The organism is Agrobacterium sp. fls2-241-TYG-188a, assembly GCF_030209845.1.
The window spans coordinates 97,713-117,774 of the sequence record NZ_JARVRD010000006.1; the positions used below are offsets into that span (position 1 = coordinate 97,713).

General features: G+C 56.1%; 17 protein-coding genes. 4 read left to right on the forward strand and 13 right to left on the reverse strand.

Annotated features, from left to right (window positions below):
• The first annotated feature begins 5 nt into the window (after positions 1-5).
• Positions 6-656, forward strand: a complete 651-nt coding sequence (locus QRN85_RS18270) for a BA14K family protein (RefSeq protein ID WP_284759676.1) — start codon at positions 6-8, stop codon at positions 654-656.
• 205 nt (positions 657-861) lie between these two features.
• Here the strand turns inward: QRN85_RS18270 and QRN85_RS18275 are convergent, their stop codons facing one another.
• Complete coding sequence (locus tag QRN85_RS18275) at positions 862-2,634, reverse strand: SLC13 family permease (protein WP_112962494.1); 1,773 nt, start codon at positions 2,632-2,634, stop codon at positions 862-864.
• 231 nt (positions 2,635-2,865) lie between these two features.
• On the opposite strand from QRN85_RS18275, the gene treY reads away from it, so the two are divergent.
• A complete protein-coding gene (gene treY, locus QRN85_RS18280) occupies positions 2,866-5,361 on the forward strand; it encodes a malto-oligosyltrehalose synthase (protein WP_502870800.1) in 2,496 nt (831 codons plus the stop codon).
• Positions 5,362-5,477: 116 nt separating this feature from the next.
• On the opposite strand, the gene QRN85_RS18285 is transcribed toward treY, so the two are convergent.
• The 6 genes from QRN85_RS18285 to QRN85_RS18310 form a co-directional block, all read right to left on the reverse strand.
• Entirely contained in the window at positions 5,478-5,795 is a 318-nt protein-coding gene (locus tag QRN85_RS18285) for a hypothetical protein (RefSeq protein WP_112962492.1), read from the reverse strand.
• 131 nt (positions 5,796-5,926) lie between these two features.
• Positions 5,927-6,892, reverse strand: coding sequence for a magnesium/cobalt transporter CorA (gene corA, locus QRN85_RS18290; RefSeq protein ID WP_284759677.1), 966 nt, complete (start codon positions 6,890-6,892; stop codon positions 5,927-5,929).
• A 119-nt stretch (positions 6,893-7,011) separates the two neighbouring features.
• Positions 7,012-8,040 carry a hydroxyacid dehydrogenase gene (locus tag QRN85_RS18295; protein WP_284759678.1) on the reverse strand — a complete coding sequence of 343 codons (1,029 nt, stop codon included), beginning with the start codon at positions 8,038-8,040 and terminating at the stop codon, positions 7,012-7,014.
• Positions 8,041-8,082: 42 nt separating this feature from the next.
• Entirely contained in the window at positions 8,083-8,724 is a 642-nt protein-coding gene (locus QRN85_RS18300) for a ThuA domain-containing protein (RefSeq protein ID WP_113098206.1), read from the reverse strand.
• A 17-nt stretch (positions 8,725-8,741) separates the two neighbouring features.
• Complete coding sequence (locus QRN85_RS18305; protein WP_284759679.1) at positions 8,742-9,842, reverse strand: Gfo/Idh/MocA family protein; 1,101 nt, start codon at positions 9,840-9,842, stop codon at positions 8,742-8,744.
• Positions 9,843-9,875: 33 nt separating this feature from the next.
• A complete protein-coding gene (locus QRN85_RS18310; protein WP_284759680.1) occupies positions 9,876-11,081 on the reverse strand; it encodes an ROK family transcriptional regulator in 1,206 nt (401 codons plus the stop codon).
• Positions 11,082-11,343: 262 nt separating this feature from the next.
• Here QRN85_RS18310 and QRN85_RS18315 point away from each other — a divergent pair, with 262 nt between their 5' ends.
• On the forward strand, positions 11,344-11,685 hold the full coding sequence (locus tag QRN85_RS18315) for a hypothetical protein (protein WP_284759681.1): 342 nt from the start codon (positions 11,344-11,346) through the stop codon (positions 11,683-11,685).
• Here QRN85_RS18315 and QRN85_RS18320 read toward each other — a convergent pair.
• The 4 genes from QRN85_RS18320 to QRN85_RS18335 form a co-directional block, all read right to left on the reverse strand.
• Positions 11,680-12,801, reverse strand: coding sequence for an RHE_PE00001 family protein (locus tag QRN85_RS18320; RefSeq protein WP_284759682.1), 1,122 nt, complete (start codon positions 12,799-12,801; stop codon positions 11,680-11,682). The genes QRN85_RS18315 and QRN85_RS18320 overlap by 6 nt on opposite strands.
• Before the next feature lie 71 nt (positions 12,802-12,872).
• Positions 12,873-14,201: a sensor histidine kinase gene (locus QRN85_RS18325; RefSeq protein WP_113098211.1), complete on the reverse strand. Its 1,329-nt coding sequence runs from the start codon at positions 14,199-14,201 to the stop codon at positions 12,873-12,875.
• Positions 14,202-14,206: 5 nt separating this feature from the next.
• The gene (locus QRN85_RS18330) at positions 14,207-14,860 is read right to left on the reverse strand and encodes a response regulator (RefSeq protein ID WP_062586122.1); all 654 of its coding nucleotides are present in this window, start codon (positions 14,858-14,860) and stop codon (positions 14,207-14,209) included.
• 83 nt (positions 14,861-14,943) lie between these two features.
• Positions 14,944-16,605, reverse strand: coding sequence for a phosphoethanolamine transferase (locus tag QRN85_RS18335; RefSeq protein WP_284759683.1), 1,662 nt, complete (start codon positions 16,603-16,605; stop codon positions 14,944-14,946).
• 318 nt (positions 16,606-16,923) lie between these two features.
• Between QRN85_RS18335 and QRN85_RS18340 the strand changes: the two genes are divergently transcribed.
• Complete coding sequence (locus QRN85_RS18340) at positions 16,924-17,529, forward strand: hypothetical protein (RefSeq protein ID WP_284759684.1); 606 nt, start codon at positions 16,924-16,926, stop codon at positions 17,527-17,529.
• A 1-nt stretch (position 17,530) separates the two neighbouring features.
• Here QRN85_RS18340 and QRN85_RS18345 read toward each other — a convergent pair whose 3' ends face one another.
• Positions 17,531-18,547 carry a DNA topoisomerase IB gene (locus QRN85_RS18345; protein ID WP_284759685.1) on the reverse strand — a complete coding sequence of 339 codons (1,017 nt, stop codon included), beginning with the start codon at positions 18,545-18,547 and terminating at the stop codon, positions 17,531-17,533.
• Between the two features lie 107 nt (positions 18,548-18,654).
• The gene (locus tag QRN85_RS18350; RefSeq protein WP_284759686.1) at positions 18,655-19,884 is read right to left on the reverse strand and encodes a PQQ-dependent sugar dehydrogenase; all 1,230 of its coding nucleotides are present in this window, start codon (positions 19,882-19,884) and stop codon (positions 18,655-18,657) included.
• Between the last annotated feature and the right edge of the window lie 178 nt (positions 19,885-20,062).

Consider the following 20,062-nt stretch of genomic DNA (forward strand, 5'->3'; position numbering starts at 1 on the left):
CTCAAATGCGCAATATCATCACCGGCTTGATCCTTACAGGTTGCATGTTGCCGATCGCGGCTGGCGGCATGAAGATCGCCACCGAACTGACGAAGGTTACGGCTCCGCACCAGTTTGCCGCTTTGGGCGGCGAGCCGCTGTGGACACCTGATGTCAAACGGGTTGATGTTGCTTCGCAGTCATATGAACGCGTGCCTGGCACCGCAATGCCAGAAACCCTTGTCGCAAAGGCGAAAAGCTCGGCCCCTGCGCTCTCCCCAACCCTACAAGCTGCAGCAGACAGTTCTGAGACAGCTGACAACAGGTTTGCTGAGCAGCAGATCGAGGCCGCGGCGCAACAGTGGTGCAGCGAACGCTACCGATCCTACGACGTTTCTGACAATAGCTACCAACCATTCGGCGGTGGCCCACGCAGACCATGTTCGGCCCCGCTTGCGGTAACCGCGTCAATACAACAGGCGGAAGTCGCATCTTCCCCTGCAGCGCTTGACGAACATGCCCGTTGGTGCAGCAGCCGGTACAGTTCCTACCGTGTTGAAGACAACACTTATCAGCCTTTTTCTGGTGGTAGAAAGCAATGCAACTCCCCAGAAATTCAATCTGCCAGCAATAACATGTCCGACGATACGAGCGATCTAAGCGCTTCCATCAACTAGGACGCCGAACTAGCTCCCTAACGAACTTCGACAAACGTCAGACAGATGGCCCGGTCAACTCTTTGACCGGGCCATCTGTGTTGGCGATCATTCTTGTTTCGAAAAGCCGGATTCTCAGCATTGGCTGACGCCAAAAAACACGGTGTTTGTCAGCCGCTTCAAAGCAGCTTTATAGGCCAGTAGACGTTTTACAGTCGTTACCCGGTCAGCTTACAGGCCACACGAAAAGCAAGGCGGGCACGCAGACCACGATAATCAGGACCGACAGAGGAAGCCCAAGCCTTGGGTAATCCGAGAATTTATATCCGCCGGGACCAAAGACGAGCGTATTGCACTGGTGGCCAACCGGGGTCAGGAAGTCCGACCCTGCACCAATGGCGACAGCCATCAGAAATGCTTCCGGTCTGAACCCAAGATTTGTGGCAAAGGTTGCCGCAATCGGTGCCATGACCAAAACGGTCGCAGCATTGTTGAGGAAAGGGGTAACGGCCATGGCTGTGACAAGGATCATCGCCAAAGCGCCCCATGCGGGCATATTTGCGGCCACGGTGCCAAGCCAGCCCGCAATCAGCTCACTACCGCCGGTCGTTCGAAGGGCATCGGAGACGGGTATCAGCGCGGCGAGCATGACCAATATCGGCCCATCGACCGACTTGTAGAAGTCCGTAAGTGGAATGGCTCGGAAGACGACCATACCTAGTGCTGCGCCAAAGAAAGCCACCGGAACCGGCGCAAAACCGAGAGCCGTTGTTGCCATTGCCAGCAAAAGGATGATTAACGGGATAATTGCGCGACGGCGCGTGCCCAGCAGTACCTCGCGTTGTGCCAATGGCAGAAGCTGGAAATCCTGAAGCATGGCAGTCAAACTGTTGCGGCTACCTTGTAGCACCAGAATGTCTCCCGTCGTCAGCGTAAGGCTGCCCAGCCGTTCCTTGAGCCTGTCGCCGCGGCGGCTTATGGCCAGAAGATTGACGCCTCGCGTATAGGACAAGGCGAGATCCTTCGCCGAACGGCCGGCGAGTGGAGAATCCTGACTGATGATGGCCTCAAGCGATATGATTTCAGTCTTGGCGTTTCCGTCCTCTTTGAGGGGTTTGCCAGAGAGCTGCAACTTGCCGCCGGAAACGATACGTTCTATTGCCGCCGATGGACCTTCCAGAAGAACGCTGTCATTCATGCGCAGCTTCAAATCTGGAAACGGCGCCATTCTCGTTGCACCACGAAGCACAGCATTCGCGATAACTTCGCCGTCTCCCATTTTCAGAAGGCCGCTTAGTGGCTGGTCGATAAGAACAGAGCCTTCATTGATGGCGACTTCACTGGTGTAATTCTTGATTTCGACCGCATCTTCTATCGAATTGTTCGATTTGGTGCGGCTTGGTACGAGCCAATGAAAAAACAGCAGGAACGTCACGCCGACAATCGTCAGCAGACCTCCGACCGGCGTAAAATCAAACATTGTGAAGGACGTTCCGGTCATCTCTTCCCGCAACCGCGAAACAACGATGTTGGGCGATGTCCCGATCTGCGTCATCAGGCCGCCGAGCAGTGCGGCAAAGGCCATCGGCATCAGATATTTCGAAGGGGAGACGCCGGACTTTTTGGCAAACTGAAACGCGACAGGCATCATGATTGCCAGTGCGCCGATATTCTTGATGAAAGCGGACAGCACCGCGACGACAATCATCAATAACGCAAGTTGGGTATGCACCGTCTTGAGATTGGGAAAGAGTTTCTTGATCGCAATATCAACAATGCCTGATCGTGCCACGCCAGCGCTGACCACAAGCGCGCTTCCCACGATGATCACGATATCATCGGAAAACCCGGAAAATGCCTGATCAGGCGGGACTATGCCGACTGCAACGGCAAGAACGAGCGCGCAGCACGCGACGACGTCGTATCGAAATCGGTCCCAGATGAATACCGCCATCATGATCGCGATAACGGAGAAGGCGAGAATCTGCTGAGTTGTCATGTGGAACCAGTATATGTGGCCGGGGTGTCACCGACAACCAGACATTGGGAAGAAGCTGCCCTCCAAACGCGCTGTCAGGGTGCAAGTTCCACCGTCATAAGCGGCAGGAGACGCTTCTGCAATATTTGTTGGCGCAGCACTCCCCAGCTTTTCAGCATCGCCTGTTTCGAGCGCATTGTGGAACCAGATGCTCCCTTTTCAGTTTGGGGTCCTCTCCCATTGGAGCCTCCCATGACTTTTCCGACCGCAACATATCGCATTCAATTCCGCGACGGCATGACCTTCGATCGCGCCGTAGCCATCGTGCCCTATCTCAGAAAACTCGGTATCAGCCATCTCTACGCGTCACCAATATTCACCGCGACAACGGGTTCGACCCACGGTTACGACGTGATCGATGCCAACGAGATAGACCCGGCAATTGGTGGAAGGGAAGGCTTCGACAGGCTGGTCGCCGCCCTCAAGGGTGAAGGGCTCGGCCTTATCCTCGATATCGTCCCAAACCACATGGCGGCGTCTCTCGAAAACGTCTGGTGGAAGGATGTCATCGAACACGGCGCTGACAGCCGCTTTGCCCGCCATTTCGATATCGATTGGTCTCGCCGTCTCACGCTGCCTTTCTTGGGAACGGATTTCACGGAAGCCCTGGAAAAGGGGGAACTGAGAGTCGAAAGCGATCCGCTAACAGACAAGCCATCTTTCAAATACCACGACGCCTTTTACCCGCTTAATCCCGCATCCTATGCCGGGCGAGAAGAGGAGCTGCTCGAAACAACCGATACGAAAACACTCAGCGCCCTCCATGATCAACAGCATTACCGCCTGATGTCCTGGCGGGATGCAAAATCAGACCTCTCATACCGACGATTTTTCGAGGTCACCGGCCTAGTGGGCGTGCGGGTTGAAGACCCCACAATCTTCGACGACACGCACCGTCTCATACTCGAACTGGTGCGGAGTGGAGCGGTGGATGGTCTTCGAATGGATCACGTCGATGGTCTCGCCGACCCAGCTGAATATCTTAGAAGATTACGAAGCGAAGTCGGCCCTGATTGCTACCTGGTCGTTGAGAAAATTCTGGGGCCTGGGGAAACATTGCCGGCCGACTGGCCGGTATCAGGCACGACCGGATATGAATTTATTGCCGCCTTGAGCAATCTCTTCGTTGACGAAAGCAATCTGCCGCAACTGAAGTCCGCTTATGAAACATACGTAGGCCGACCGCTCGATTTTGCGGAGGAGCTGCGGAACGCAAAACTTTTGATGGCCGATGTCAATTTTGGTGGCGAGTCGGCTCGACTGTTTGCATTAGCCAAGACCCTGCTAAAGAACGAAACTTCTGCTACCGCTTTCAGTGATGAGGAATTGCAGGAAGCATTGCGGACACTTCTCGTTTCCTTCGCCGTTTACCGAACCTATGGCGATGAAGATGGTCTTCCCGCAGAGAGCGAAGAGGTGTTGGCAAATGTGATCAGCGAGATCCGTAAGGCCGATCGCCGTGTCAATTCCGCAGCGCTTTCGAGCCTCCAAGATTTGCTGCGCAACGGGAAAGGCAAGGATGCGCTCGAATTCCGGACCCGTTTTCAACAGCTTACCGGCCCGCTCATGGCAAAGTCTGTGGAGGACACGCATTTCTACCGGCAAAACACGGCGTTAGCGGTGAATGAAGTCGGCGCCGAACCGTTGAAGACGACTTTCTCGGTGCAGAATTTCCATGCTGAAATGGCAGTTCGGCTGGAGACACAGCCGGACGGACTGTCTGCCACATCCACCCATGATACCAAGCGGGGCGAGGACGCTCGGGCACGCCTTTATGCGATTACGCAATCACCCGAAATGTGGACGCAAGCCGTCGGAAGATGGCGCGAAATGAACGCTCAACTGCGTCAAACATTAGAGGGTGAGCCATTGCCGGAGCCTTCGGTGGAATGGATGATCTATCAGGCGCTGCTGGGGGCTTGGCCATCCGATGGTGCTTTGATAGATGAGACCGAACTTGCCGATTTCCAGGAGCGGTTTGTCGCTTATCTGGAGAAAGCACTGCGTGAGGCGAAGCTGCGCACCAACTGGGGCGACAGCAATGAGGCTTACGAAAATGCGGTTGTGAACTACGTGCGAAAAATGCTCTCACCGGACAATCGTGCGTTTCTCAACGATTTTAACGACAGGATCGAGCCATTTGTCCGGGTAGGCTACTCCAACAGCCTCGCGCAGACGCTAATCAAGCTCACTGCTCCCGGCGTGCCGGATGTCTATCAGGGAAGCGAAGGCCTTGATCTCAGTCTCGTCGATCCTGACAATCGCCGGGCACCGGATTTTGATGGGCTGAACCGCATGCTGATGGAAGGAGCGTCCTCATTTCCTCAAGATGGGTTCGTGCCGAGCAAACAGCGGCTGATCGCCATCATGCTCCAGTTTCGCAAGGAGCAATCGGAGCTGTTTCGGAAGGGCGCATATGTGCCCCTGGAAACGGAGAATGGGGATAACAGTAGGTTTGTTGCCTATGCGCGCAACACGTCCGCGGATGCGCTCATCGTCGTTGCATGCCTCCGGCCACTTGGAAAAGATGGTTCGCAAGAGGAGGCTGCGCTGCCGCTTCCCGATCATCTTTCGGATCGCGCTTACATCAATCTGTTGAACGGAGAGGCGTACTCCATTTCAGACGGTATCAATATCCGGGAAGTCGTTGGTGACATTGGTGTCGCAGCTCTGCGCCGAATGAGTTGAATTTAGCTGACAACAAAGCGGGTCGGTGCAGCCGCCCCGCCTCGAGATGAAGGACACCGCTGAACGCACAAAAAAACCGAGGCAAGAGCCTCGGTTTTTTCTTTAGACCATATAGATCACTTGGGGCAGGCAGTGCCTGTTGTAGCGGTGCCGCCAGAACCCTGGGCAGTCGACGGCGTACCGTTGACGCAATTGGTGTTGTTGGTGTCACCATTTTGCTGGCCGGAGCCCATTGAGCCGCCTGTTGTTCCGCTAGCGTTGCCGCCGGTCGAACCGGAGGAGCCAGAGCCGGTGGTGGAGCCATCAGATGCGCCTGCACCGGAATTCGATCCACCGCTACCGCCGGACGCTCCGCCGCTGCTGCCGGCTCCCTGCGCAACGGCAAGTGATGTGAAGCTTAGGGCAAAAACGGTTGCGATAAGATACTTTTTCATTGTTTCCTCCGGGATGTGATTGTTCGCACTATACTAACCGGAAGCGTTCATTAGAGTTCCATTAAACATTGTGGCATTTGCTAGGCTGGACAACTATCGGGTTTGATCAGTCATGGTTCTCGCAACTGTATTTAAAGCCAGCCCGCTTTCTTGAAGCGAACGTAAAGAATTGAACAAAGCGCGGCGATGACCGCGAGAACGATGAAATAACCGTAGCGTGTTTCCAGCTCCGGCATATTCTTGAAATTCATGCCGTAAATGCCTGCAATCGCAGTCGGCACCGCTAGAATGGCGGCCCAGGCCGCCAGTTGCCGGGTTATCGCGCCTTGCCGCTGTTGTTCCAGCAGGTTGGACGCTTCGAAAACCGAGGTCATGATTTCCCGCAGGCCGCTGACCATGCTGTCCACTCTGCGGATATGATCGTGAACATCCTTGAAGAACGGCTGGACGTTCTCATCCACGCAGGGCAATTCCAGATGGCTCAATTTGCCGACGACTTCGGCCATGGGTCCAAGTATTCGCTGAAACCGTATGACCTGGCGGCGCATCCTGAAAATACGCCTGATCTGCTCCGGCTGTAGCAGCGACACTAGAACATGTTTTTCCAACTCCAGCACCTTGTCTTCCAAGACCTCGATGATGGGAAGATAGCCATCGACGACAAAGTCGATGATCCCGTGCAGGACGTAATCGGGACCTTGGCGCAAGAGCTTGGGCGAGCGCTGCAATTGTTGGCGCAATTCGCTGTGGGCCCTGGCAGAGCCGTGCCTGACGGAAATCAGATGGTTTGCCCCGACGAAGATGCATGTCTCGCCATAGGCAATCTTTTCCCCTTCAAGATGGGCTGTCTTCACCACCACGAAAAGCTGGTCGCCATAAATATCGACCTTGGGAACCTGTTTGCCATTCAGCGCATCTTCAACGGCAAGCGGATGAAGGTTGAACATCGCCTTCAGATCGGCCATTTCGTCTGCCGTGGGATCTACAAGGCCGATCCAGCTGAATTCTCCCTCTTTGTGCTCGATTGCCTGACGACCAAGGGGAACCTCCTCGGCACAGGTGCCGTCTTGGTAAAGGTAGGATGCAACAACTGTCATGGGTGCCTGTTTATGGGTGGGATGCAATGATTGCAAAACGCGCAAAGCCCGGATTCGGTCCCTAGCGACCTCCGACTATCAAGTCGGACAGGGTAATGCTTGGGCCTTTTCGCGCGTCTTCAGGAAATGGTGACGGGTTTTGATCGAAGACGGCTTGCCGTTGCCGGATCGGCACGTCGGCACAGCTGCGGCGGCAGGCCCTTCATGATGAGCTCGGCATCTGATACCGCCATCGATCCCAATCTGTAAAACGCATCCCGTGTGCCACCGGTGCGATGGGCCGACAGAAGCAGGCCCGGCAAAGACCGTACCGGATCATCCGAGGCGACAGGCTCATCGGGGAAGACATCTGTTGCGGCGCGGATATGCCCTGACCGTACGGCATCCAGCATGGCAGGAAAGTCGACAACCGCTGCGCGGCTCATAAGAAGAAAGGCAGATCCCGGCCGCATGGATTGAAATTGCCGCGCGCCGATGAAGCCTTCGTTTTCGCTTGTAACGCTCGCGAAAACATAAACGACCCGCGACTTCGAGAAGACCTCATCCAGCGAACTCGGAATACAGTCAAGGCGGTGGATGATATCGTCGGGAAGCCAGGGGTCGTAGACGTGGACAGCGTTCTTGAATGGGCGCGTCAGCTCCCGCAGCTCCTTTCCAAGATCTCCAAAACCGATGATGCCGATCGGCGACCCTGCATAGCGAAATGTCCCTGTGTTTCCCGCCAGCCCGTATTCCTCCACGCCCTCGCGGAACTGACGGTCTGCAAGCGTGATCCCGCGCGCCAGATCAAGCGCCATGCCCAGCGATGCCTCCGCAACGGGCGATGAGAATGCCGAGGCGGGGGTGATCACCCATATGCCTCGCTCTACACAGGCCTGATAATCAATATTCGGGAGAAAATTCGACTCCACATTGATGATCGCCTTGAGTTTTGGCGCCCGTTCCAGCCGCTCTCTGGGCATGTCGGTCTGGCCGAATATCAGCACGGTATCGGGAAGCAGTGCGTCCACTTGCTCGGCAGGCATCTGCCGGTCCTCTGAAATGACGAGCTCTCCAAGCTTTTCCAGACGGGAGCGAACATCTGCCTCCATGATCAGGTCAAGCGTCCGCGGCAGCGGATCGACCAGCACGATGTTGCGTCCCGTCATGTTTCCTCCTTGCAAAGCGCCTTATGCCGCCTTCCCCAGATGTCAGCGTGCCGCCCAGTTGGCGCCGCGCCTGAAGATTTCCCGCATCTGCGGGACGTCAAATTCCTTGGCCTGATGGCCGAGTGACGAGTAAAAGACGCGGCCCTTGCCATAGTTCCGCTTCCAGACCACAGGCATTACAACACCATCGATCCATGACGCGTGTTCGCCGGTGAACGTCGTCGTTGCCAGCACCTCGTTCGATGGATCAACATGCATATAATATTGTTCCGACGTATAGGGGAAGTCTGTGATGCCTGCCATGAGAGGATCATCCGGGCGGGTTATGTTGACTGTGTAGTCAATTATGTTTCCGGGATGGGCCACCCATTGGCCACCGATCATGAACTGATACTCCACGCACTCACGGAAACTGTCACCTGCACCACCGTGATAGCCTGCAATACCGACACCGTTTTCGACGGCGGCGGCAAGGTTCTTGATCTCTTCCTTCTCGATCTTCGACATGGTGACGATGGGAACGACGAGGCTTAGATCGTGAACCGAGGGGTCCGCAAACGCCTCCGTGCTTTGCTCGACATAGACCTTGAAACCGTCGGCCTCGAGTAGATCCTTGATGATGACAGAGCATTCCTGCGGTTCGTGTCCGCTCCATCCACCCCAGACAATAAGTGCTTCACGCATGTTCTTCCTCCTCAGGATTACTTGGATAGCTGACCGTCGACCAACGATTCCGCCAAAGGCGCAGGGCGATCAACGGGTGTGGTAATGGCGATTGTCGTTCCGCTGTCGGACGCGCTCTGGAAGGCTTCCATGACTTCAAGCACATGAAGGGCCAGGTCGCCATTGGCGCGATGGGGTCTGTTCGAGCGGATGGCGTGCGCCATGTCGGCGACCCCGATCGATCGATAATTGCCGTCAGAATAGGGCGACGTCAGGTCTTGATGCTCAAACTCTCCGCCTTTCTTCAAAAGCTCGACGTTTCCACCGAAATAATTCGGATCGGGAACGATCAGTGTCCCTTCCGTTCCATAGAGTTCGAGCGGCACGTGTCTGTGTCCGGCGACGTCAAAGCTCATGCCGACCTGGACAATCGCTCCGTTCTCGAATGCCATCGCGCCTGTAACGTGAGTGGCGATCTCGACCGGAATAACCTCTCCGTTGCGAGGTTCGCTGGTGATGATCCGCTCTTTGCGTGGTGAGAATGCAAATCCGGCCACCTTTGCGACGGGGCCGAACAGGTTGACGAGATCCGTGATGTAGTAGGGGCCCATGTCCAGCATCGGGCCACCGCCGGTCTCGTAGTAGAAAGCAGGATTGGGGTGCCAGCGTTCGTGGCCGGGGCACATGAAGGTTGCGGTTCCCCCAACGGGTTTCCCCAAAACGCCTTGATCTATCAAGGTCCGGGCTGTCTGGTGACTGCCGCCGAGAAAGGTATCGGGAGCAGCGCCTATGCGCAGATTTTTCGCTTTCGCTGCGTCCGCAAGCCGCTTTCCCTCTGCGAAGGTAACGCCGAGCGGTTTTTCGGAATAGGTGTGCTTGCCAGCGTCCAGCGATCGGAGTGCGACCTCGACATGGGCTTTCGGAACGGTCAGGTTGACGATGATTTCGATTTCCGGATCGCCGAGCAAATCCTCGACGCTGCGGGCGCGCAGATTGAATTCTTCGGCTCTAGACTTGGCCATGTCGGCGTTCATATCCGCGACGCCGCGTATATCAAGGATCGGGAAGGAGGCCATCGCCTTCAGATACGCACCCGAAATATTACCGCATCCGATGATGCCTATGCCAACTTTGTTCATGCTCTCTCTCCCGTCGCAAAATTCCAGCCTGCCTCACTTGAAAGGGGCAGGGCCTGAGGTGTTCCATGGTGACTCGTAAAGCGCGTTAAGGGCCACGGCTGCTGCCCCCTGGGCCCAAAGCTCGTCGCTGGATTTCTCAAAGACCAGCTCTGCAACGCCCTGAAGGGAAGTGGGCACCGCCTGCGCAAAGGTGTCGCGGATGCTCTGGACGAAGGGCTCCCCCAGTTCCAGGCTCGATCCCACGACGATGACGCGCGGCGGCGCAAACAGAGTAACGATATTTGCGAGCGTCAAGCCGACCGCCGTTCCGGCCCGCTTCGCTGCCTTCGTCAGTTCCGGCTGCTGTGTCATCATCAACTTGCCCGCGTGGTGCATTCCCTGGCCAAGCCGAATTGCCTCCGCAAAGCGTCCATCAATGTTGCACTCTTCCAGAATTGCCGTTTCTCCAGCATGGCTGGCGAGCCGCAGAACGCCCTGATCATTGGTGACCAGAGCGAGGTCGCCGAGGTTGTGACTAAGGCCACCCGCCCCGCGAAACAGCGAGTTTCCTGACAAGACGCCAAGCCCGATGGTCTGTTCGAGCGAGACAAGAACCATGTCATCGATATCACGCGCGCGTCCAAACCAGTGGTGACCAAGGGTTACGGCATGGGCGTCGCTCTCGACCATTGTCGGCGTCCCCAAACGGGTCGAGATGGCGCAGGCTAGATCGACATTCAGCTCAATTAAAACCGGGCTGGAGCGAATATGGCCACTGCGGTGCTCGATGACCCCGGGTAGACCCAGGCAGACCATGTCGATGTCTTCGAGCGAAAGCCCGGCATCGACAACGCAACGACGAACGCCATCCTCGATGAGGTCGATCACGACATTGGTTGATTGACGGTCCAGCCTGATTGGAAGCGTCAAAGCGGAAAGGACGTTTCCGCAGAAATCCGTCACCGCCAGAACCGTGCGGCTGGCAGCAACCTTTGCGCCAACAACCCGAGCCGCCGCGGCGTTCAACTCCAGCATGACCCGGGGACGCCCACGCGCGGTCTCGTTCCTGATGTCGCCGACGTGACGTATTAGTATGAGCCCGTCATCGAGGAGTGATGCTGTTATTGCCGAGACCGTGGTTGTCGAAAGCTGTGTTTTATGGCTGAGTTCCACCCGTGAAATCGGGCCGTGGCGCCTGATGGTGTCGAGAATGCTCCGGCGATTGATTGCTCGCATCAGTTCCGGATCTGCTGTCTTCATGATCTGACGGCCAAATATCGAGCTATGTTATTTAAAACGGATCGCGGATTAAATAGAGGCCATACGCCCACCCAAGTCAACTAAAATCGCGAATTTCAACTTTTGGCGAGTTTGGCGCTCGGTATTTTTCCGCTTTCGGGAAAAATTCTGAACAGCGTCGGCGCGCTAATTATGTGTCTTTGCGTAGCCGTCATGAAAGAGATTGCGCCGCGAAAACGCTGCGATATGGATAGTCTGAACAGACTTGCAAGGGATCCTATTCATGCTGGTTCGAACTTGGAAAACGCAATTTGACGCCGCGCAAAAACAAAAACTGCTCGACTATGCCCACCACGTTTCGCTTCCTGTTCTCTCGACCAGAGAGGGCGCCCGGGGGGTAATGTTTTTTTCCAGTGGCAACCAGTGGACCACCATGACCCTCTGGGATGACCAGGCCTCAATAGACAAGCTCGACGGCGACGCCGAGTACCAGCAGATCGTTGCGGGCATAGAGGCGCTCGGAGTTCTCGGCGACGAGCACTCGGTCGATGTTTTCGACTATGATGGCGGCAGTCTGTCGATGTTTGTTGCTGGTGCAATGAAGAGGGCGGGCACTGACCTATAAAACGCCCCACGCGCGGAAACGACCGCGCCCGGTCATTTCTCGCAGCTCCAGATCATTGGCGAGGCCAACTGCTCCTTGCGGTGTGGTGCCCAAGGCTTTGACGATCATCGCGGTGGACACGACAGGGCGAGCGAGAACGAGAGCGATCAGTTCCGGCAGGCGAGAACTGGATCTGCGTCCCAGAAGTCTGCGCTCCATTCGATGCTTGGCATTCAGCAACCGGTCGTGTTCCTTCAGGCCAAGCATAGCGGCCTCCCGAATGCCGTCCAGGAGGCCGATGAGACGTTGGTGGCGGCTTCCGGCCCTCCTTCGTTCCCGGGGAATGGCACGCAGGCCAGTATTGAGTGCTGGCAGGAATGCAGGTGTCAGGCCATCGCTCCGGATGAGGGCGGACGCGAGTTGTCTGCCCAGCCAGGGGCTGCTCTGTAGCACATCCATTTTTTGCCAGGCATCGATGGCAATTGCGGCTCGCAGCGTGGCCGGAAATCCGTCAGTCGATCTCAGGGCCACATTCCATTCCTCCAGCCGCTCATCCTCGTTCCAGTCGGGATCTCGCAACAGGTTCTGAAACGATGAGGGGGGCACTGACCTTTCGTCTTTCTTGATCGCTTCCAGCGTTGCGGTGCTTCTGGCAATCAGCCGGTCGATCTCGGATAATTCGTCGCTGAGCGTGGAATCGGCATCGACGTCGTCCTCAGCCTCTTCGCTCGTTTCAACGGTCTTGGCTCCGAGGCTCACGTCTTCGTCTTGTCGCCGCTCCCCCTCCTTTGGCTCATCACCACGCAGCCGCGCCAGCCCCGCCGGGCTGAGTGCCCATTCGGCCTTGTTGGCGACGATTTGTCGTCGCGTTCTCAATATCCGGCTTGCGATGCCCATTTCGGACGTGGGTGGCCTTATGTCCATATGCGCATCGTGGAGGACGAGATCTTCGATGTGAACCAGTTCGCCGTCTACCCACAGCGAGGAGGCGGCCTCAGCGAAATCCTGTCTTTCGAGAAAGCCCTGCCCTAAGGACGAGCGCGAGATTCTCTCATCCAGGCGCGCCAATGCTTCCGTTGCCGCAACACAGGGCAACATCAGCGACTCGAGCCGTAGTTGGTGGACGTCATAAAGCATCTAACGCTGATAGAATGCGGCCTTTATGAAAGCAATTTAGGAATTGGCTTTCATATGTGTTTTGTCCGCCTTTATCTTTCGGGCAAAGCGATTCTTGCTTCAAACCCATCTTCCCGGCCACTCGCCGGCGAGGAAAGTCCAAGCGAGCCGCCCATCTGTTCGACCAGATTGTGAACGATTGCCAATCCCAGGCCGGAGCCCGTTGCCTCAGTTGCACCGCGGGTAAAGCGCGTTGTCAGTTTGGGTAGAAGCGACTTTTCGACAATTGCGCCGGCGTTGACGACCCGTAACCCATTGTCCTCATCGATGTACACATCGACAAGGCTGCCTTTCGGGCTGTGGACGAGCGCGTTTTCGAGGAGGTTGCGAACCACAATGCCATAGGCATCCGGGTTGACCCTGCCGTGCAGACTTCCCTCAGGCGAGAGATGAAACTGGATTCGTTTTTCCCCGATATCTGAGCGGCCAATGTCTTCCACCACAAGTTCCACGACGGGCAAAAGGTCGACATCCGTCTCCGATGCACCGATCCCGGCTTCTGCACGAGACATCTGGAGAAGCTTTTCGGCAAGTTGAGCGAGATGAGAAAGCGATCGCTCGATCTGGCCCACCCTTGGAGCGAATTCCGCCGGAATATCGGCCTGCAAACGCTGTGCCTGTGCGAGGGCACCGGCAATGGGTGTTCTCAACTCATGGGCACTATTGGAGGCAAAGGCTCGCTCGGATTCAAGGGCTGCTCGCAGTCGTTCAAGAAGCAGATTGACGGATCGGGCAATCGGGTGCAGCTCGGCTGGTAGGTGCGTGTCATCCACCGGAACCATGTTTCCGCTGTCCTTGGTGCCGATTTCATCGCGCAGCGACTGAACCGGGGCGAGGGTGCGTCTGACAACCAGAATGACGGCAATCATGCTTGCCGGTATGAGCAGCAACAGCGGCAGGATCAGTGCTGTGCCCGCTTCAACAATGGCCTCGCGGCGATTGGCAAAGGCGTCTGCCATTTGCAGGTAGAGATTACCATCTGCGGTGACGACGGTGTAGATCCTTTGAGTATCGGTATCGGCAAAGCCCGGCGCCAGCGGGACGTCGAATGGTTCGGCATCGCTGTCGTGGGATCGAAGGACGACCTCGCCTTCGCGGTCTCGCAGCTGATAGGTAAGATACTCCGTACCGCTCGCTGGCTGGACCAGATGACGTTCCGCTTCCGGGCTGCGCTCCTTCAAATCGTCCGCAATCAGCGGCAGCAGCCGGTCGGCCGTTTCCTGCACCCCGCTGTCGAAGATTTCAGCGAATTCGTCCTGCATGACCATGATGCCAAGCGATGATGCGATAAGCCATGACAGCGCGACAACGCTTGTCAGAGCGATCACCATGCGGCGTGTCATGCTTTCACTTCGTTTCATGTGACTTACCTGATGGTGTAGCCGAGGCCCCGGACGGTCTCGACGCGGTCCGCACCGATTTTCTTGCGCAACCGGCTGACATAGACTTCCACCGTGTTGCTTTCTATTTCCGCGCCGAACTCGTAGAGCGTTTCGTGCAACTGTGCCTTGGATACGACCGCGCCCGGGCGTTCTACCAGCTTTTCCAGAACAGCCCACTCTCTGGCGCTAAGCGTCAGGGCCGTGCCGTTGACAGTGATGTTGCGTGCCACCTGGTTGATTTCTATTCCCGGCAATTTGACCACGGGTGCCGAGCGGCCCTCATAGCGGCGTGAAACCGCCAGCATACGGGCCGTCAGCTCTCCCAGATTGAAGGGCTTGACCAGATAGTCATCCGCGCCCGCATTCAGGCCTTCGATACGGTCCGAAACCTGATCATGCGCGGTCAGAATGATAACCGGCGTAGGATCGTTGCGTTTCCGCAAGCCGCGCAGCAGCGTGAGACCTTCTCCATCCGGCAGCCTTAGGTCCAGCAGTATAAGGCCGTAATCGACGGTCTGCGTCGCAGCGATGGAGTCCGATACCGTCTTGAACCAGTCCACAGCGTGTCCTGCCGCTGCCACATGGTCGCGAAGAGCTTCGCCCAAAACCCCATCATCTTCGACAAGCAGAACCCGCAAGCATACCTCGCTTCCAGCCCGGACTGAGACGGGCATGGTTAGTGCGTATGCTGTGCCTCTCGTCCCGTCAAGCGGTCCGCCTTTCACGCCGTCGGACGGTGGGTGCATGCGCTGAAGACATCGAGTGACGGTTTATAGACCGAAGTCGAAATATTCATCATGCCCAGAATGCTGTGAAAGAAATTGTCATGAGATTTTCCGCCAGCCTGTGCTTCCTTGGAAAGGCAACTGGTGTCCAGCCCCATGGACTTTGCAAAGTCATCATCGACCCACACGATGAAGGGGACATGTGTCTGTTCCGGTGGCGCGAGAATATATGGCGCTCCATGCAGGTAAAGCCCGTTTTCACCCAGCGATTCACCGTGGTCGGAGGCGTAGATCAAGCCCGTGGCAAGTCTGTTGGAGCGGGCTTTCAGCTTGTCGATGACGCTTGAAAGAAAGTGGTCCGTGTAGAGCAGGGTGTTGTCGTAGGCATTGACGATCTCACCGTCCTTGCAATCGGGAAGCTCTGCCGTCTGGCAATCGGGCTTGAACTGGCGGAACTCGTCGGTATAGCGCAGATGATAGGTCGGCCCGTGGCTTCCCATCTGATGCAGAACGATGACGCTGTCCTTGGTCACATTATCGAGCCAGCTGTCGAGCCGATCCAGAAATATGTCGTCGCGGCATTCGCCGGTCGGGCAGAACTTTGGATCAAGCGCAGCGGTCAGGTCGAAATAAGGAATACGGTCGGCGACGTTCTTGCTGCCTGTGTTGTTGTCCCACCAGCGTGCGTCTACGCCAGCATGAACGAGAACATCGAGGACATTTTCGTTCGAAAGCGCCTTGCTATGGCTGTACTCCGAGCGCGGAAAACGGGAAAACATGCAGGGTATGGAAATTGCGGTCGCGGTGCCACAGCTGACCGTGTTCGGGAAATAGATGACATTCCGTTTCTTGAGCTCGGGATTTGTCTCGCGACCATAACCATTCAGCGAGAAGTTTGCTGCCCGAGCCGTTTCCCCTGCGACGATGATGGTGACGCGTGGCTTGGTGATGCCGCCCAGCGCAGGCACCACTTTGGCATCCTGCCCGGTGGGTGAAACAGTGAGTTTTGCTTCCTTGTCTGCCTGGGAGAAATAGTGGATCGTCGACGAAATCGGCGTCAACGGATTGAGGGTTTTGACGATATCCTTGTGCTGGCGCACAGCGGTTGTGAATGTCTTGGAATTTGCCGCGGCCACCGCTGCGACCACGGAAAGACATGCCAGAATGGCCAGCGTATTCCACAAAACTTTGCCAAGGATGGGCCGGTGATCGATGCGCACGAATGCGAGCAGGGCAATCGGAATTCCGGCAAACAATACCAGATGGAGGGCAAAGCCTGCTGTCATCAGATTACCTGCTTCAGCGTTCGTCGTCTCAAAGGCATTGCGAACCATGTCGCTGTCGATGATTGCGCCAAAACGATCCATGAACCAGGACGAAACGGCGGCGATGATGATCAGAACCGAAAACACGGGTTTCGTTATGTACTTTGCGGAAAAGAAGATGAAAACAGCAGTAAAGGCTGCGCTCATGGCGATATAGAGTCCGTATATCGCGACGGGATATGCGGACAGATAAGTGTGAACCTTTGTCCAGAACGTGTGGTTGGTGAAAAACAGTAGATAGAGAGCGGTGACAATACTGAGCGGCACGCTGCCAATTGTCGGTCTTCTAATGTCGCTATGCCCACCTCTGATTGTCTGAATTTGTAGTGCCATTGTCTTCTTTCCGCCATGCTAGCTCACGGAGGCGCGGCTTTCAGAAAGCTGCGCGTCGATAACATCTCGATGCGGGGATGTGTCATCTAGCTGACATGAAACTGAACGCTCGACCACGTGGTCTGGCGATGCCGAATAAATGTGCACAGGGTTGGCTGTTAAAATCCACCCTTCAGAACGCGTGGTTTTTCTCAGGGCCTATATCTGGTTAGTTCACACATGCGTGAAGAGAAAAATGCGCGGCAGAGTCGCTCCGATTTTTCCTTCGCCGGGTCGCATATCCATGACCTGCCTCGTGTTCGATGGATTGGAAATCCGATGGCCCCTTTGTCTCGTGTTCTGGCGCTTTTGCTTTCAGTCCTGATCTTTCCTTGCGGGGCTGCATCCGCCTTCGATGAGTTGCCACGGCGTGATCAGATCGCCCTTATGGCGCAAGCGAAACATCGGGGCACGACAGGCATCGCCAGAAAAACCAGGGAGGTCGATGCTCGTCCTGCTTCTCCAGGCGAGATCGTTATCACCTTCATAAAAGGGCAGGGCGTAGAAACCCGATCCAAGCCCGCTGAAATTGGCGACTGGGTTGTCAGAAATCGCTGCGAAGAAACGGGTAATGAGGAAAGCCTGGTAAAGGCTCGCGTTTTTCGGGATCGCTATGGTGAACCACTTACCGCTCAGGACGCAGCCGGTTACAGGTCGTTCAAACCTGACGGCCCCGAGATGACCTATTTCATCGTCACTGAGGCGGCAGGGCCCTTCAATTTCAAGGCTCCCTCGGGCGACACTGCAGTGGCGCTGCCAGGCGATGCGATCGTTCAGTTGCAAACGGATGAAGGCGAGACGTTTGGTGTGGCCCAGGCCACCTTTGCCTGCACTTATGAAATCGTCGAGCCTGCGAGAACGATCATCGACGCCGCGATGAGATAATTCAGGGCAGGAATTCAAGCAATCTGCGCTCATCCATGCGCAGACCCGCAACGCTTTTCTGTTCCGCCGCCATTATTTTTTGCAGCCTGCGCACGGCCTTTTCGTCGGATGCCAGATCAAGAACGCTTGGGTGCACATAGCTTTTCCGGCAAATTGCGGGGGTGTTGGACAGTTCTTCGGCAGCCGCCACACACATTCCCTTCATCGTCGGCTTCTCATCCGCCGCAAGCGCACGGCTTGCATTGCCGAAAGCGGCCAGCGTGCCGCCCCATGTCCTAAAAGTCTTGGCTGAAATGCCTTCGCCTGCGACCTCTGAAATATAGGCGTTGAGTGCACTGGAATCGATCGGATGAACAAGTCCCTTTTCATCCTGCCAGACAAAGAGCTGCTTTCCCGGAAGATCCGCGATGTTTTCCAGAATGCGTTGGAGGCGTGGATGTCTCAGTTTCCGCTTTACCCGCTGGCCGCCCTTCGCCGCAAATCTGAGCTCTATCGTTTCGCCGAAGGAGATGTGTTTCTTCAGCAACGTCGTTGCCCCGTAAGTGCCGTTGGTTTCGAGATAGGTCTTGTTGCCAACTCTCAAATAGGCTGCATCAAGCAGGAGAACGAGCGCCGCAAGCGTGACCTTCTCACCATGAACCTGCTTTGCAATATCATTTGCAGCACGGCGTCTTATTGCAGGCAGCGCTTCGCCAAAGGTCTTCAGTTGGTAAAACTTGGTCTCACCTCTGAGCGTGTGCCAATCAGGATGATAGCGGTATTGCTTGCGTCCACGTGCATCGTAGCCGGTTGCCTGAAGGTGGCCATTTGGGTCTATGCAGATCCAGACTTTCTTATAGGCTGGGGGCACGCCAAGGGATTTCAGGCGGGTGATTTCCACCTTGTCTGAAAGCAGCGCGCCATCTGGCAGCCGGTACGAAAAGCCTTTTCCGCGCCGCTCACGCGATATGCCTGGCTCCTGATCGCTGACATAGGTCAACCCGATTTTCTTCAAGAGACGAATTGGAAGCTGGTTCATGCTTTTGGATGCTCCTCACGCTGTGAGGAATAATGCGCCCGCCCTATGTCAGTTCCCATCGTGTGCTGAAGGATGCGGCATGGCAGCCGCATCCTTTGAAAGCAGAATTATGCTTCGGGGCTAAGCTTCAATATCTGTGATTTCCCGCCGCCTCGTTCTTCGGTCACGGCGTATACGGAGCCATCCTTGTCGATCTTGACATCGCGGATTCGAGCTTCAAGCGGAAGACGCCCTTCTGACACCACCTTGTCATTTTCCAGCTTCAGTACCACAAGCCCCTGCGTAACAAGGCCGCCGATGATGAGGGACCCTTTCCACTCGGGAATAGCGTCAGAACTGTAATAGGCCATGCCGGATGGTCCAATCACCGGGTCCCAGTAGTAGACGGGTTGTTCCATTCCCTCTTTGGCAGTCAAGCCTTCGCCCACCGTTCCCCCACTGTATTCAATGCCATAGGTGATAATCGGCCAGCCGTAATTGAGGCCCGCCTTGGGCAGGTTCAACTCGTCACCGCCCTTTGGCCCGTGTTCCACGGTCCACAGTCTTCCGTCGCCATCGATCGTCGCGGACTGGATGTTGCGATGGCCATAGCTCCAGATTTCTGGGAGCGCGTTGTCCTTGCCGACGAAGGGATTGCCTTCGAAGGGCTTGCCGGAAGTGTCGATGCGGAAAACCTTGCCCAGCCCGCTCGCCGTGTCCTGCGACTGCCCACGCATCTCGGCATCGGATCTCTCGCCAACGGTCACGAAAAGCTCGCCCGCGGGTCCGAATGCTAAGCGCGATCCAAAGTGCTTGTCGCCGTCATAGGTCGGCATCTGCCGGAAGATTACGCGCGTATCTTCCAGAACGGCCTTATCGCCGTTTTGCACAAGCTTCGCTGAGGCGACCGATGTGCCGTTGCCGCCATCGCGAGGCTCAGAGAATGAAAAGTAGATGTTGCCTGAGGATTCGAAGTCTGGGGCAAGGGCGATATCAAGCAATCCCCCCTGTCCGTCGGATGAAACTTGCGGGACGCCTTCCAGCGCAGGACCCGCTTTTCCATCCGCAATAATGTGAATTGCCCCTTCTTTAGCAGCCACGAGAAGGCGACCATCGGGCAGGATTTCCATCGACCAGAGATGGGGCAGATCATCAGCGACGACAGTCTTTTGCAAGGATGGCATCTTTTCCGGCTGAGCGGCTCGTGTCTGCTCCTTGAATGCCGGTTTCTGATCGGGCGCGTTCGGTTGTTTCGTCTCTGCCGTATTCGCCGACTGGGCATTGGCCAGAGGTGCGAGCGGGACGAAAAGGCACATCGCAAAGGCAGTGGTCGTCAACAGGCGCTGTGGTCTAGGCATTGGTCTCCCTTCCATGGATTGATTGCCAACCGAAAACACATCCTGGAAAAATTCGTTTCGACACGGCCGTATCAATAAAACTTGAAGAGTGCGGGGCGAAAACATGTGACCCAGAATTCACAAGGAACCTTTCCTCGTTATGCGAGTTTTGCAGTGTCGCAAATCGCAGGAGGGTGCC

Coding starts and splice junctions, on each gene's coding strand:
- QRN85_RS18270 (WP_284759676.1), top strand. CDS start 6: ATGCGCAATATCATCACCGGCTTGATCCTTACAGGTTGCATGTTGCCG.
- QRN85_RS18275 (WP_112962494.1), bottom strand. CDS start 2,634: ATGACAACTCAGCAGATTCTCGCCTTCTCCGTTATCGCGATCATGATG.
- treY (WP_502870800.1), top strand. CDS start 2,866: ATGACTTTTCCGACCGCAACATATCGCATTCAATTCCGCGACGGCATG.
- QRN85_RS18285 (WP_112962492.1), bottom strand. CDS start 5,795: ATGAAAAAGTATCTTATCGCAACCGTTTTTGCCCTAAGCTTCACATCA.
- corA (WP_284759677.1), bottom strand. CDS start 6,892: ATGACAGTTGTTGCATCCTACCTTTACCAAGACGGCACCTGTGCCGAG.
- QRN85_RS18295 (WP_284759678.1), bottom strand. CDS start 8,040: ATGACGGGACGCAACATCGTGCTGGTCGATCCGCTGCCGCGGACGCTT.
- QRN85_RS18300 (WP_113098206.1), bottom strand. CDS start 8,724: ATGCGTGAAGCACTTATTGTCTGGGGTGGATGGAGCGGACACGAACCG.
- QRN85_RS18305 (WP_284759679.1), bottom strand. CDS start 9,842: ATGAACAAAGTTGGCATAGGCATCATCGGATGCGGTAATATTTCGGGT.
- QRN85_RS18310 (WP_284759680.1), bottom strand. CDS start 11,081: ATGAAGACAGCAGATCCGGAACTGATGCGAGCAATCAATCGCCGGAGC.
- QRN85_RS18315 (WP_284759681.1), top strand. CDS start 11,344: ATGCTGGTTCGAACTTGGAAAACGCAATTTGACGCCGCGCAAAAACAA.
- QRN85_RS18320 (WP_284759682.1), bottom strand. CDS start 12,801: ATGCTTTATGACGTCCACCAACTACGGCTCGAGTCGCTGATGTTGCCC.
- QRN85_RS18325 (WP_113098211.1), bottom strand. CDS start 14,201: ATGAAACGAAGTGAAAGCATGACACGCCGCATGGTGATCGCTCTGACA.
- QRN85_RS18335 (WP_284759683.1), bottom strand. CDS start 16,605: ATGGCACTACAAATTCAGACAATCAGAGGTGGGCATAGCGACATTAGA.
- QRN85_RS18340 (WP_284759684.1), top strand. CDS start 16,924: ATGGCCCCTTTGTCTCGTGTTCTGGCGCTTTTGCTTTCAGTCCTGATC.
- QRN85_RS18345 (WP_284759685.1), bottom strand. CDS start 18,547: ATGAACCAGCTTCCAATTCGTCTCTTGAAGAAAATCGGGTTGACCTAT.
- QRN85_RS18350 (WP_284759686.1), bottom strand. CDS start 19,884: ATGCCTAGACCACAGCGCCTGTTGACGACCACTGCCTTTGCGATGTGC.